Origin of the sequence: Serinicoccus hydrothermalis, from assembly GCF_001685415.1 — a bacterium.
Classification (GTDB): Bacteria; Actinomycetota; Actinomycetes; order Actinomycetales; family Dermatophilaceae; genus Ornithinicoccus; species Ornithinicoccus hydrothermalis.
This window is the reverse complement of record NZ_CP014989.1, coordinates 739665-752171: the sequence shown is the minus strand read 5'-3', so window position 1 is coordinate 752171 and position 12507 is coordinate 739665. Positions and strand designations below refer to the sequence as shown.

Annotated in this window: 13 protein-coding genes; 6 read left to right on the top strand and 7 right to left on the bottom strand. The window is 74.0% G+C overall.

Annotation, left to right across the window (positions count from 1 at the left end):
• Nucleotides 1-13: 13 nt before the first annotated feature.
• The gene (locus SGUI_RS03610; protein ID WP_066636400.1) at nt 14-1282 is read left to right on the top strand and encodes an HNH endonuclease signature motif containing protein; all 1269 of its coding nucleotides are present in this window, start codon (nt 14-16) and stop codon (nt 1280-1282) included.
• A 161-nt stretch (nt 1283-1443) separates the two neighbouring features.
• On the opposite strand, the gene SGUI_RS03605 is transcribed toward SGUI_RS03610, so the two are convergent.
• Nucleotides 1444-2061 (bottom strand): TetR/AcrR family transcriptional regulator, encoded by a 618-nt coding sequence (locus tag SGUI_RS03605; protein ID WP_066636397.1) that lies wholly within the window; start codon nt 2059-2061, stop codon nt 1444-1446.
• 123 nt (nt 2062-2184) lie between these two features.
• Between SGUI_RS03605 and SGUI_RS03600 the strand changes: the two genes are divergently transcribed.
• From SGUI_RS03600 to SGUI_RS03580, 5 genes are all read left to right on the top strand, one after another.
• Entirely contained in the window at nt 2185-3864 is a 1680-nt protein-coding gene (locus SGUI_RS03600) for a class I adenylate-forming enzyme family protein (RefSeq protein WP_066636395.1), read from the top strand.
• On the top strand, nt 3861-4625 hold the full coding sequence (locus SGUI_RS03595) for an SDR family oxidoreductase (RefSeq protein ID WP_066636393.1): 765 nt from the start codon (nt 3861-3863) through the stop codon (nt 4623-4625). The genes SGUI_RS03600 and SGUI_RS03595 overlap by 4 nt, the downstream gene beginning before the upstream one ends.
• Nucleotides 4622-5893 (top strand): acyl-CoA dehydrogenase family protein, encoded by a 1272-nt coding sequence (locus SGUI_RS03590; protein ID WP_066636391.1) that lies wholly within the window; start codon nt 4622-4624, stop codon nt 5891-5893. The genes SGUI_RS03595 and SGUI_RS03590 overlap by 4 nt, the downstream gene beginning before the upstream one ends.
• Nucleotides 5890-6987 carry a phosphotransferase family protein gene (locus tag SGUI_RS03585; protein ID WP_066636388.1) on the top strand — a complete coding sequence of 366 codons (1098 nt, stop codon included), beginning with the start codon at nt 5890-5892 and terminating at the stop codon, nt 6985-6987. The genes SGUI_RS03590 and SGUI_RS03585 overlap by 4 nt, the downstream gene beginning before the upstream one ends.
• A gap of 68 nt (nt 6988-7055) precedes the next feature.
• A complete protein-coding gene (locus SGUI_RS03580) occupies nt 7056-8459 on the top strand; it encodes a short-chain fatty acid transporter (RefSeq protein WP_066636386.1) in 1404 nt (467 codons plus the stop codon).
• 3 nt (nt 8460-8462) lie between these two features.
• Here SGUI_RS03580 and SGUI_RS03575 read toward each other — a convergent pair whose 3' ends face one another.
• The 6 genes from SGUI_RS03575 to SGUI_RS03550 are packed head-to-tail and all read right to left on the bottom strand — an operon-like array spanning nt 8463 to nt 12427.
• A complete protein-coding gene (locus SGUI_RS03575; RefSeq protein ID WP_066636383.1) occupies nt 8463-9308 on the bottom strand; it encodes a TrmH family RNA methyltransferase in 846 nt (281 codons plus the stop codon).
• Nucleotides 9295-9978: a hypothetical protein gene (locus tag SGUI_RS03570; RefSeq protein ID WP_066636380.1), complete on the bottom strand. Its 684-nt coding sequence runs from the start codon at nt 9976-9978 to the stop codon at nt 9295-9297. Before SGUI_RS03570 ends, SGUI_RS03575 begins: the two co-directional genes overlap by 14 nt.
• Nucleotides 9975-10424 carry a hypothetical protein gene (locus tag SGUI_RS03565; RefSeq protein WP_157621723.1) on the bottom strand — a complete coding sequence of 150 codons (450 nt, stop codon included), beginning with the start codon at nt 10422-10424 and terminating at the stop codon, nt 9975-9977. Before SGUI_RS03565 ends, SGUI_RS03570 begins: the two co-directional genes overlap by 4 nt.
• Nucleotides 10425-10429: 5 nt before the next feature.
• Nucleotides 10430-10798 (bottom strand): hypothetical protein, encoded by a 369-nt coding sequence (locus tag SGUI_RS03560; RefSeq protein ID WP_066636375.1) that lies wholly within the window; start codon nt 10796-10798, stop codon nt 10430-10432.
• 4 nt (nt 10799-10802) lie between these two features.
• The gene (locus tag SGUI_RS03555) at nt 10803-12161 is read right to left on the bottom strand and encodes a hypothetical protein (protein WP_066636373.1); all 1359 of its coding nucleotides are present in this window, start codon (nt 12159-12161) and stop codon (nt 10803-10805) included.
• Nucleotides 12161-12427, bottom strand: coding sequence for a hypothetical protein (locus SGUI_RS03550; RefSeq protein ID WP_066636366.1), 267 nt, complete (start codon nt 12425-12427; stop codon nt 12161-12163). The genes SGUI_RS03555 and SGUI_RS03550 overlap by 1 nt, the downstream gene beginning before the upstream one ends.
• Between the last annotated feature and the right edge of the window lie 80 nt (nt 12428-12507).

Here is a 12507-nt window from a genome sequence, read left to right as displayed (position 1 = left end):
TACAGTTGTTCGTATGAAGAGGTTGGCGGGGGCCTTCGGGGGCTCGGACGATCCGTCGGGCGGCACGCCCGGCGAGGATCCCGCCCGCCTGCAGGAGGCCGAGCTGACCCGGGCGGTGGGGGAGCTGGGGGAGGTGATCGCCGCGTCGCGGGCGCGCCTGGTGAGGCTGGTGCGTGAGGGCGTGGGTCGTGGGTTGCACGTGGAGGCCGGGTTCTCGGTGCCGGACTGGGTATGCCTGCTCGCGCCGGGGCTGTCGCGGCGGGACGCGATCGAGGTGGCGGTGGTGGCTCAGGCCGGGCAGCGGCCGGTGCACGAGCCGCTGGTCAGCGCGGTCGAGGACGGGAGGATCCCCCTGGCGAGGGCGGCGCGCATCGTGCGGGCGCTGGACCGGGTGCGCAGTGCAGTGCCCGCCGAGGAGTACGCCGCGGCTGTCGCGTTGCTGGCCCGGGCCGCGGCCAAAGAGGGGTTCACCGAGAAGGACCTGGAGCGGGTGTGCCGCCGCCTGGTCGCGGTGTGCACCTCCCAGCGGGACCAGGACGAGGACGAGCGCAGCCGGCACCAGCTGCGCGACTTGCACGAGTCCTCCCTCGCGGACGGCTCGGTGCGCCGCTTCGTGCTCACCGTCGGTGACGACACCGACCTGGAGACGATCAGGGCGATCCTCATGTCTCCGCTGGCCGCGCCCGCGAGCCGGAAGGAGCAGGACGCGACCGGCGAGGTCGACACGCGGACCGCGGGCCAGCGGCGCTACGACGCGTTCCTGACCACGCTGCGGCGTGGTGTGGCCGGCACCCAGGGGCAGCCGACCACACCCAAGGCCCAGGTCATGGTCACCGTCCCGCTGGACGCGCTGAAAGAGGCCCTCGGGCAGGCCGCCAACGACTCTGGTGCTGATGCTGGGAGTGGGGCAGATGCGGGGCGCACGGTCCACGGCGGGTTCCTCTCGGCCGGGCAGGTGCGGCAACTGGCCTGCGAGGCCGACCTCATCCCCGCCGTGCTCGGCAGCCAGGGGGAGATCCTGGACCTGGGTCAGGCCCGACGCCTGGTCACGCCGGGTCAACGAAGGGCGCTGGCCCACCGCGACCAGGGGTGCACGTTCCCGGGGTGCAGTGTGCCCGCGACCTGGTGCGACGCGCACCACGTGGTGCACTGGGCCCACGGTGGCCGGTCGGACCTGTCGAACTACGCCTTGCTCTGCCCACGCCACCACACCTGGGTCCACCAGCGAGGTGCCACGGCAGACGTGGACCCCACGGGTGTGCGATGGAAGCTGCGAGGGTGACGCCCCGCACCTCGGCCCCCACCGGCCGAGGGCTCCGGCCTGCAGGCAACTGCTCAGGCACGACCTCAGGTACCACCTCGGCCACGACCTTCGCTGCGGCGTCAGGCACGACGTCCGGCACGACCTCAGCCGCGGCGTCAGCCACAGCCTTGGGCACGACCTCAGACGTGTCGGACCGGGACCTCGTGCCCCAGCATGGCGCCGGCGAGGGCGACGTACTCCGCCGCGAGTTCCTCCGGGGTGAGCGGCCCGTCCTCGCGGTACCACTGGGCGACGGCGGTGCACAGCGTCGTCACCGCGCGGCTGGCCTCGCGCGGGCGGGCGGCCCGCAACGTCCCGTCGGCCACGCCCTGCTCGACGATGCGGTCCAGCACCCGCTGCTGGCGGTCCCGCCGGGCGATGTGCTCGCTGCGGTGCTCAGGGGTGAGGCTGCGGATCTCGCTCCAGGCGATGAAGGCCAGGTCCTGCCGGCGGCAGTGGAAGAGCACGAGGCACTCCACCTGCGCGGCCAGCTGGTCCCACGACCCCGGGCCGGTCCCGGCCGCGGCCGCCTCGCTGCGCCACCACAGGTCGGCCATCGCGTGCTGCATGACCGCCACGAGCATCGCCTGCTTGGAGGGGAAGTGGTGGTAGAGCCCCGGCACCGAGAGTCCCGCCCGCGTCGCGATCTCGCGGATCGACGTGCCGTGGTAGCCCTGCGCGACGAAGCAACCGAGGGCCGCCTCCAGGATCCCGGAGAGGTCGTCCTGCTCGTAGGTGCGCCAGTCCCCGGGGGTCACGCGGGCTCCTCGTCCTCGTCGATGGCAGGCACCCCGCGCGAGGTGGGTGGTGCCAGCCGCGCGCGGGGTGGGGCTGCTACCGTACACCCGACCGAGCGATCGCTCGGTCGACGGAGGTGGACGATGACGACCAGACCGTGGCTGCAGCACTACCCGCCCGGTATGCCGACGGCGCTGCCCGACGTCGCGCCCGACCTCACCTCGGCGTGGCGGGCGCGGGTCGAGCGGGACCCGGACGGTGACGCGCTGCTCCACGACGGCCGCGTGTGGTCCGCGCGCGAGCTCGACGAGGCGGCCGACGCCCTGGCCGCCGCTCTCCGCGAGGCGGGCATCGGACCCGGCGACCGGGTGGGCATCCTGCTCCAGAACGTCCCCACCGCCGTCGTCACCCTGCTCGCCGCCTGGCGCTGCGGGGCGATCGTGCCGCTGCTCAACCCGATGTACCACGGGCGCGAGCTGCACCACCTCCTGGCCGACTCGGGGGCCCGGATTCTCGTCATCGACCCCGAGCTCGCCGACGTCGCCGCAGCAGCGGCCGAGGACACCCAGGTCGAGGCCATCTGGTCCGACGGGGACCTCCCGACGTCGGCGGCGGGCACGGCGGAGAGCGAGGGGACCGCCAGTCCCGATGCGGCCCCCGACGACGTCGCGCTGCTCACCTACACCTCCGGCACGACCGGCCCGCCCAAGGGTGCGATGAACACGCACGGCAACGTGCTGGCCGCCGCGCAGGCCACGGCGTCCTGGATGGATCTCGGTCCCGAGGACCGCGTGCTCTGCGTCGCCCCGATCTTCCACATCACCGGCGCCGTCATCACCCTCATGGCCCCGCTCCTCGCCGGCTCCTGCGTCGTCCTCATCGGCCGGACCACCCCGGAGGCCGTCGCCCACGCCTTCGCCCACGACGGAGTGACCTCCACCACCGGCTCCATCACCGTCTTCAACGGGCTCGCCCGGCTCGACGACCTCTCCTCGGACGACTTCCCGCACGTCCGGCACCTCTTCTCCGGCGGCGCCCCGGTCCCTGCGACCACGGTCACCCGGTTCCGCGACACCTACGGCCACTACATCCACAACATCTACGGCATGACCGAGACCAGCTCCGCCTGCATCGGGGTGCCGCCCGGCGTCGAGGCGCCGGTCGACGCCGCCACCGGCGCCCTGGCGATCGGGCTGCCCCTGCCCGGCACCGACGTCCGGATCGTGTCCCCCGACGGCGCGACGCTGGCCCCCGGCGAGCCCGGGGAGCTGGAGATCTCCGGCCCCAGCGTCGTCCCCGGCTACTGGGACAACCCCGACGCGACGGCCGACACCTTCGTCGAGGGCGCCCTGCGCACCGGCGACGGCGCGCTGATGGACGAGGACGGCTGGGTCTACATCGTCGACCGGCTCAAGGACCAGATCAACACCTCCGGCTACAAGGTGTGGCCGCGCGAGGTCGAGGACGTCCTGCTCGCCCACCCGGCCGTGCACGAGTGCGCCGTCGTCGGCGTCCCGGACGACTACCGCGGGGAGGCGGTGGTGGCGTATGCCGTCCTCACCGGCGGGGACGGCGACGTCCCCTCAATCACCGCCGAGGAGCTGCGCGAGCACGCGCGGGGCGAGCTGGCGGCATACAAGGTGCCGCGCCAGGTCCACCTCATCCCCGAGCTGCCCAAGACCCCGACCGGCAAGATCCGTCGGCGCGAGCTCCGTGAGAGCGGCGCCGACCCCGAGGCCGACACGGATCCGGTCACCGACACCGACCCGCACATGGACAAGACCGACACCGACATCGACCCCGACGCCAAGGAGACCCCATGACCACCCTCGAGCTCGACGGCCAGGTGGCCCTGGTGACCGGCGGCAGCCGGGGGATCGGCCTGGCCGTCGCCCAGCAGCTGCACGACCTGGGCGCCAGCGTCGTCCTCACCGCCCGCGGCCAGGAGGCGCTGGACGAGGCCGCCGCCGGCATCGGCGAACGGGCGAGCGGCATCGCCGGCAAGGCCGACGACCCCGAGCACCGCGAGCAGGTGCTGGACACCATCGCGCAGCAGCACGGGCGCCTCGACATCCTCGTCAACAACGCGGGCATCAACCCCGCCTACGGCCCGCTCGTCGAGCTCGACCTCGGCGTCGCCCGCAAGACCTTCGAGGTCAACGTCGTCTCCACACTCGCCTGGGTCCAGCTCGTCCTCGCCCACGAGGGCCTCGGCTTCCGCTCCCACGGGGGGCGCGTGGTCAACGTCTCCTCCGTCAGCGGCGCCGTCCCGAGCGAGGGGATCGGCCTCTACGGCATCTCCAAGGCGGCGGTCAACCAGCTCACCCGCACCCTGGCGGTCGAGCTCGGGCCGGAGGTCCGGGTCAACGCCGTGGCCCCCGCGGTGATCAAGACCCAGTTCTCCAAGGCGCTCTACGAGGGCCGCGAGGAGGAGGTCGCCGCCGACTACCCGCTCGGGCGCCTGGGGGAGCCGGACGACGTCGCGCAGGCCGTCGCCTTCCTCGTCACCGACCAGTCCGCGTGGATCACGGGTCAGGTGCTCGACCTCGACGGCGGTCTCCTGGTGGCCGGGGGCAGCGCATGAGGCCCGACGCCCTGACCCCCGAGCTCGCTGACGTGGTGGCGCGCACGCGCGACTTCGTCCGCGAGGTCGTCGTGCCCGCCGAGCCGCCCACGGGCGAGGCCCTCGCGCCGCAGGAGCTGAGCCGGCTGCGTTCCCTGGCGAAGGAGGCGGGCGTGTGGGCGCCGGTCTCCAGCGCCGACTTCGGCGGGCTCGGCCTGCCGCTGCCGGCTTGGTCGCCGGTGCTGCAGGAGGCCGGCTACTCGCCCATCGGGCCGGCGGTCCTGCACTGCATGGCGCCGGACGAGGGCAACATGCACATGCTCTCCCTCATCGCCACCCCCGAGCAGCAGCAGGAGTTCCTCGCCCCGCTCGTCCGCGGCGAGGCCCGCTCCTGCTTCGCGATGACCGAGCCGCACCCGGGCGCCGGGTCCGACCCCTCGGCCCTGTCGACGACGGCATACCTCGACGGCGACACCTGGGTGATCGAGGGGCGCAAGCGGTTCATCAGCGGCGCCAACGACGCCGACATCGCGATCGTCATGGCGCGCACCCCCGCCGTCCGGCTGCCCGACGGGCAGGAGCGACCCGAGGGCGCGACGATGTTCCTCACCCGCACCGACGCCCCCGGCTGGCGCGTCGGCCGGCAGATCCGCACGACCGAGCGCGCGATCGCCGGCGGCCACCCCTACGTCCACCTCGAGGGGCTGCGGGTCCCGACCTCGGCCGTGCTCGGCGAGGTGGGGGAGGGCTTCCGGTATGCCCAGGTGCGGCTCGGCCCGGCGCGCCTCACCCACTGCATGCGCTGGCTCGGCCTGGCCCGCCGCGCCCTGGACGTCGCCCTGGACCGGCTCGAGCACCGCGAGCTCTTCGGGCAGCCGATGCGCGACCTCGGGCTCGCGCAAGGCCTTGTCGCCGACTCGGTCATCGACCTGGAGACCTCGGACGCGATCATCGACCGCACCGCCCGGCTGCTCGAGTCCGACCCGCGCGCCGGCTCGCGGATGTCGTCGGTCGCCAAGGTGCACTGCGCCGAGGCCATCCAGCGCGTCATCGACCGCAGCATCCAGCTGTGCGGCGGCGATGGCGTCTCCGAGGAGCTGCCGCTGGTGCAGTACCTCCTCGAGGTCCGCCCGTTCCGCATCTACGACGGCTCCAGCGAGACCCACCGGTGGGCCATCGCGCGCCGGGCGAGCTCGGACCGCCGGCGCGAGGTCGAGGCGGGCACACCGCGGCTGGACCTCGTCGACGGGACCGACGACGGTGCCGAGCACGGCGGTGGGCGCGCGTGAGCACGAGCACGCCGGACGGGTCCGACGTCGTCGTCACGCCCGAGGAGGCGCAAGAGCTGGAGCACCCGCCGCTGCTGGTCCTCGACCCGGTCACCGCGTGGCTCGACGTCCGCGGGCTGGGGGAGGGGCCGCTCTCCTGGGAGCGCATCGGCGACGGCCAGTCCAACGTCACCTTCCTGCTGCGCCGCGGTGAGCGCCGGCTCGTCCTGCGTCGCGGCCCCCGACCGCCGCTGCCCCCCTCGACCCACGACATGGTGCGCGAGGCCCGCATCCAGCAGGTGCTCGGCGCGCACGACGTACGGGTGCCGCGGATCCTCGCCGTGGAGGAGGGCACCGACGTCCTCGGCGTCCCCTTCTACGTCATGGAGCACCTCGACGCCGAGGTCGTCACCGACACCCAGCCCGGCGCGCTCGCCGACGACCCCGCCGCGCGGGCCGCCGCGTCGGCCGGCGTCGTCGACACGCTGGTCTCCCTGCATACCGTCGACGTGTCCGCCGAGGACGTGGCCGCGCTCGGCCGGCCCGAGGGCTACCTCGAGCGGCAGGTGCGACGGTTCACCGACCTCTGGCCCCAGGTGTCGACCCGCGAGCTGCCCGGGTTCGACCCGCTCGCCACGTGGCTCGACGAGCACCGCCCGACGCGCAGCGCGCACGCGGTCGTGCACGGCGACTTCCGGCTGGGCAACCTCATGCTCGACCCGACCCACCCGGGCCGGGTCGTAGCGATCCTCGACTGGGAGATGGCCACCCTCGGCGACCCGCTCGCCGACCTCGGCTACCTCACCGCGACCTGGAGCGACCGGCACGGCGCCTGGCCCGCCACCGTCATGGACCACAGCCCGGTGACCGTGCAGGAGGGGTGGTGGGACCGCGACGAGCTGGCTCAGCGGTATGCCGCCGCCACCGGCGCCGACATCTCCCACCTGCCGTGGTACCGCGCGCTGGCGCTGTGGAAGGCCGCGGTCTTCTGCGAGGCGATCCGCACCCGCTGGCTGCGGGGGGAGCGTCCCGGCGACCAGCGCTTCGCCCCGATGCTCGAGGAGGGCGTCCCCGAGCTGCTGCGCCAGGCCCAGGAGCACTCGCGCCAGCTCTGAGGCGCAGCCACCCCGACCCGTCCACCCACCACCACCCGCACCACCAGAACACACACGGAGGAGCAACGATGCTCTCGACCCTCTCCCGCCCGCTGGCCCGCTTCGTCGAACGCTGGCTGCCCGGCTCGTTCGCCCTCGCGATCCTGCTGACCCTCGTGGTCGGCACGATGGCGCTGACGATGACCGACACCGGCCTGGCCGACGTCATCCTCGCGTGGGGCGACGGGCTGACCGGGCTGCTGGCGTTCATGACCCAGGTCGCCCTCGTGCTCCTGCTGGGCTACACGCTGGCCAACGTGCCGCCGGTGCACCGCCTGCTCGTCCGGGTCGCCTCCCTCCCGCGCGGGCCGCGGCAGGCCTACGGCTTCGTCGCGCTCATGGGCGGGATCGCCTCGCTCATCAGCTTCGGCCTCGGCCTCATCGTCGCCGGGGTCATGGCCGTCGAGGTCGCCCGCGTCTTCCGCGACCGCGGGACCAAGCTGCACTACCCGCTGCTCGTGGCCTCGGGCTACTCCGGCTTCGTCGTCTGGCACATGGGCTACTCCGGCTCCGGGCCGCTCAACGCCGCCACCGAGGGCGGCGCCTACACCGATCTGCCCGGCGGCCTGGTCGAGGTCACCCGGACCACGTTCTCCTCGTGGAACATCATCGCCGTCGTCGTCACCCTGGTCGTGGTCGTCGGCGCGATGATGCTGCTCGCCCCGCGCCAGCACGACGAGATCGTGCTCGCCCCGGACGAGGTCTTCGGCGACTCCGGCTCCGGGGGCACGAAGGCCGCGAGGTCGCCGAAGCGCGGCAACCCGGCCAAGGGCGCGGACACCGCCGCCGAGACGGCCACCCCGGTGCCCGCCGACCGCATCGACGGCTTCCGTGGGGTGACGGTGCTGGCCGGGGTGCTGCTCTCGGCCTACCTCGTCATCTTCTTCCTGCGCAACGGCTTCGTCCTCAACCTCGACATCGTCAACTGGACCTTCCTCGCGCTGATCCTGCTGCTCGTCGGCAACGCGCGCGAGCTCGCGGCGCTCATCCGGGCGGGCGGCTCGACGGTCGGCGAGGTGCTGCTGCAGTACCCGCTCTACGCCGGGATCATCGGCATGATGAGCGCCACGGGGCTGTCGATCATCATCAGCGAGTGGTTCGTGCAGGTCTCCTCGGCGCAGACGCTGGGCTTCTTCACCTTCCTCGCCGCCGGCCTGCTCAACATGTTCGTCCCCTCCGGCGGCGGCCAATTCGCGCTCACCGCGCCGCTCTTCGCGACCGCGGCGGACAGCCTGGGCGTGGACCAGTCGGTGGTCATCATGGCCGTCGCCTATGGCGACCAGTGGACCAACATGATCCAGCCGTTCTGGGCGGTGCCGCTGCTCGCGGTGGCCGGGCTGCGGGTGCGCGACATCCTCGGCTACACCCTGGTGACGCTGGTCCTCTCCGGCATCGTCTTCGCCGCCACCCTGCTCATCGTGGGCGCCGGCTGAGCCTCACGCCCGGGCGCGCAGCGCGGCGTGCAGCACGACCGAGGCGGCGACCGCGGCGTTGAGCGAGCTCGCCGACCCCACCATCGGTATGCCGATCATCCCGTCGCACGCCTCGCGCCACCCCTGCGCGAGGCCCCGGGTCTCGTTGCCGATGACCAGCACGACCGGCTGCTCCCAGGGCACCGCCGCGAGGTCGGTCCGCCCGTCCTCGTCGGTGCCCCACACCTGCAGCGGCACCCCGCGCTCGCGCTGGTCCGCGACCCAGTCGAGCACCGGACCCGGTCCGGCCGCCCGGACCGTCGGCACGGCGAAGCACGAGCCGGTCGAGGCGCGCACGGCCTTGGGGTCGTAGGGGTCGGCGGCGTGGCCGGTGACGACCAGCCCGGTGCCGCCGAAGGCGTCGATCGAGCGCTGCAGGGTGCCGATGTTGCCGGGCTGCCCGGGCCGGTCGAAGACCGTCACCAGCGGCGCCTGCCCGGTGCCGGCGCCGTCGCCGAGCACCCGGTCGAGGTCGTCCGGCGGTATGCCCACGACGGCGACCAGCTCGGGCGTCCCGTCGTCGCGCTGGGCGAGCTCGGCGAGCAGCTCCGGCGCCAGCTCGTGCCGCTCGCCGCCGGCCTCGGCCCACACCTGCTCGGCCCACGAGGACGGGCGGCCACCGACGGGACGCAGCAGCGCCCGCACCGACCAGCCGTGGGCGAGCGCCTGGCTGATCGGCCGCACGCCGTGCACGAGGAAGTCCCCGCTGCGGTGCCGCTTGGTGCGGTTGGTCAGCAGCGCCGACCACTGCTGGAAGGCGGCGTTGCGCGTCGTGATCCGCCGCGCCCCGCGCCCGTCAGGCCTCGGCATCAGGTGGCGTGTCGCCTGGGCCGCCCGGGTCGGCCTGCGGCACGAGGGAGGGGAGCAGACCGGTTAGCCCACGCCATACCTGCGTCGGCGTCGTGGGGACCAGGCGCAACGCCTCCTCGCTCGCCTCGACCACCCAGACCCCGCTGGTGCGGCCGTCGAGCGCCGCGAGCATGAGCGGGGCCTGCGTCGAGCCGACGGCCGCGGCCACGAGGCGCCAGGACCGGTCGGCGCCCAGGTCGGCGGCGGCCCGCTCCTCGGCCGACGCCTGCGGGTCGAACCACGCCTCCAGCGCCTCCGCGCTGACCTCACGCGGCTCACGGTCGGCCTGGGCGTGCGCGCGCGGCGCGATCCCGACGACCCGCGCCAGGGCGGCCCCGAGGTGGTCCGGCGGGAGCACGACCACGCGCCGGCGGTCGGTGCCCTCCAGGTCGACGAGCACGGCGACCGCCTCGGCCCCGACCCACGCCTCGTGGGTGAAGACGCCGCCCGGCGTCGCGGTCTGGATCTGCACCACGACGAGGGGAGCCCGTGCGGCATCCAGGCCCTGCTCCCCGCCCGGCACCTGCTCGATGAGCTCGCGCGCCTCCTGGGGGACCTCACCGCCGTCGGCCCAGCCGGCCCAGGTAGCGGTGTCCACGAGCAGCCCCCCGTCCCTGACCTCGACGCTCACCGCTCCACCGCCTCGGGCAGGCGCAGGCTCGCGCAGCAGGCGGACATGTCGTCGGCGATGAGCGGGTAGCGCAGGCTGTCCACGGTCGCGGTGAGGGTGTAGCCGGTGCCGCCGGCCTCGGCGAAGCGCTGCTCCATCACCAGGGCGCGCCCGCGCTCGTCGACGTGGTGCGCCAGCCGCGTCCCGCCCGGCCGGCCGTCGACCTCGACGGCGTGCAGGTCGACGAGGAGGTAGTCGCGCAGCTCACCCGGCAACAGCCCCTCGGTGCCGTTCTGCCAGTCCCGGAAGGACCGGCCGCCGGTGTCGAGGACGGTGAGCACCAGGTTGGCGCGCACGACGTCCTCGCCGTGCTTGGGCTCGACCACGGTGAGGACCGCGTCGTGCCCCGTCTCCTGGACCTGCCACCCGTCTGGTGCCTCGAAGCTGGTGCCCGAGGGCTCGTGCATGACCTTCACCGTGTCCACCTCTCCTTGCCGAAGCGTGCCCCGATCGTCTCGCGTGCCCAGCCCGGCACCGACCACCGGGGGTAGGGCAGGGCCAGCGCGCCCCACCCGAAGACCAGCCACAGCCCGAGCGGGGCCAGCACGAGCGCCAGCAGCCCGAGCAGCGGCGTCCCCTCCATCCACGGCGACAGCCCCACGAGCAGGCTCAGCACGCCGATCCCGGGAAAGACGAACATCGCCCTGCGTATGCCGCTCTCCCGCGGCGCCCGCAGCCACGCCCGTGCCTGGGCGCCGCGGCCGGCGCGCTCCCAGACGGCGAGCGCGAGCAGGAGGAGCCCCAGCACGAGGGCGGAGACCGTCAGCGGCGAGGGGTCCACCGGGTCACCACGGGGTGATGTCGTCGACGAAGTCCCCCGCGGCGTCCAGGGCGTCCCCGACCCCGTCGGCGATGTCCCCGCCGACGTCCTTGAGCTGGTCGCCCAGCCAGGCACCCGCCTGGGAGCCGACGAAGCCGCCGACCAGGGCGCCGACGCCCGCGCCGATGACGGTGCCCACCCCGGGGCAGATCGCGGTGCCGATGGCACCGCCGAGCCAGGCGCCGCCCTTGGCACCCAGCAGCGCACCTCCGGTCGTGGTGGCGGACACCGTCACGGTGCGGCCGACGCGCTCGTCGGTGGGGTAGTTGGCGCTCTCGTTCCACTCGTTCCACGCCGAGGTCGCCGCGGTAAGCACGGTGCCGCCACGGCCCAACCACTTGCCGGCGGTGCTCCAGCGGGAGGCCTGACCGCCGTGCCAGGGACGGGCGCTGAAGTGCCCGCGCGGGTCGAAACCGCGCGCCCGCTGCCAGGGGGACAGTCCGCGAGCCGTGGGGAAGCGCCCGGCGCCGTGCCGGAGGCGCTGCCAGAAGCCCATGCTGGGGGAGACGGTGCGCCCGGCGGCGTCGATAGGTCGGAAGTGGGAGTAGCGCTGGTCCGCCATCCAGCTCGCCACCGTGGACGTGCCGAACTGCACCTGTCCGAGCGCGAAGAGCGTCATCGAGACCGAGCCGTCGCCGACGGGTGGGCGGAAGCCCAGCCAGGACTCCAGCGCCTGGTCGCCGAGCGAGGCCGCCGGCTCGGACACACCGGACAGCGCCTCCCAGGCGTCCTCGGTGGAGAGCGTGCCGGCGGCCAGCGGCGTGCTCGTGCCCGAGACGCCGGTCGAGCCGTGGACCCGGCGGGCGACCTGGTCGGGGCTCAGCGTGCCGGCCTCAGGGACGAGGATCTCGGTGCCCGCGTCGAGGGCGCCCGCGGTCGAGGTGGCGTCGCGCTCCACCTCGTCGCGGATCTCCTGCGCCTGGCGACGCAGCCGCGCCACCTCGGTGTCCACGCTGGTCCGGGTATCGTCGTAGTCGTCGTCCTCGGAGTCGAGGCCGTCCATCCGGTCCAGCTGGCGCTGCGCCTGCCGTTCGAGCTCGTCGATGTCCTCGCGGGCGTTGCGCAGCCGACGCGCGAAGCCGCTGACCTGTTCCTGGGCCGCGTCGACCACCCCGGAGGCGCCGTCGAGCGTGCCCGTGATGCCGCGCCCGGCGTCCTCGAAGTCGCCGGAGCGGGTGGCCTCCCAGGTCCGCAGCGTCGTCGCGACGCCGGAGCTGACGTTGCCCTTCTCCGTGGTCAGGTCGCCGGAGAGGGTGCCCAAACTGCGGGCGACCCCGTCCAGGCCGCCCGGGTCACCGTCGGGATAGCTGAAGCCGGCGACCATCAGCTGCCTCCGGCCGCGTCGATGTCCTGGGCCGCGGAGTCCGCCAGCGCCGCGGCGATCTTGGTCTGGGTCCCGGTGTCCTCGACCGCGGTCCCCACGGCCGCACCGAGGCGGCGGATCGCCGTGGACAACCCCTCGTGGCCCGCGCTGGAGCCGCTGATGTCGCGCAGCGCGCCACCGGCGTCCTCGATCCGCCCGCCCGTGCGGTGCAGGGCGCGCGAACCCTCCGTCATCTCCTGCGGATCTCCCCCGACGAAGCCAGACATCCCTCTCCTCGTGCTCTCGCTCTCGGTCGACCTCACAGGATAGGCGGACCGCGTGCGGCTCCCAAGTCGTGCCACGCTGA

Bases quoted from the DNA above. Each gene is read 5' to 3' on its own strand.
- SGUI_RS03575 (WP_066636383.1), bottom strand. From the start codon at position 9,308: ATGCCGAGGCCTGACGGGCGCGGGGCGCGGCGGATCACGACGCGCAAC.
- SGUI_RS03600 (WP_066636395.1), top strand. From the start codon at position 2,185: ATGACGACCAGACCGTGGCTGCAGCACTACCCGCCCGGTATGCCGACG.
- SGUI_RS03590 (WP_066636391.1), top strand. From the start codon at position 4,622: ATGAGGCCCGACGCCCTGACCCCCGAGCTCGCTGACGTGGTGGCGCGC.
- SGUI_RS03595 (WP_066636393.1), top strand. From the start codon at position 3,861: ATGACCACCCTCGAGCTCGACGGCCAGGTGGCCCTGGTGACCGGCGGC.
- SGUI_RS03610 (WP_066636400.1), top strand. From the start codon at position 14: ATGAAGAGGTTGGCGGGGGCCTTCGGGGGCTCGGACGATCCGTCGGGC.
- SGUI_RS03555 (WP_066636373.1), bottom strand. From the start codon at position 12,161: ATGGTCGCCGGCTTCAGCTATCCCGACGGTGACCCGGGCGGCCTGGAC.
- SGUI_RS03565 (WP_157621723.1), bottom strand. From the start codon at position 10,424: ATGCACGAGCCCTCGGGCACCAGCTTCGAGGCACCAGACGGGTGGCAG.
- SGUI_RS03550 (WP_066636366.1), bottom strand. From the start codon at position 12,427: ATGTCTGGCTTCGTCGGGGGAGATCCGCAGGAGATGACGGAGGGTTCG.
- SGUI_RS03580 (WP_066636386.1), top strand. From the start codon at position 7,056: ATGCTCTCGACCCTCTCCCGCCCGCTGGCCCGCTTCGTCGAACGCTGG.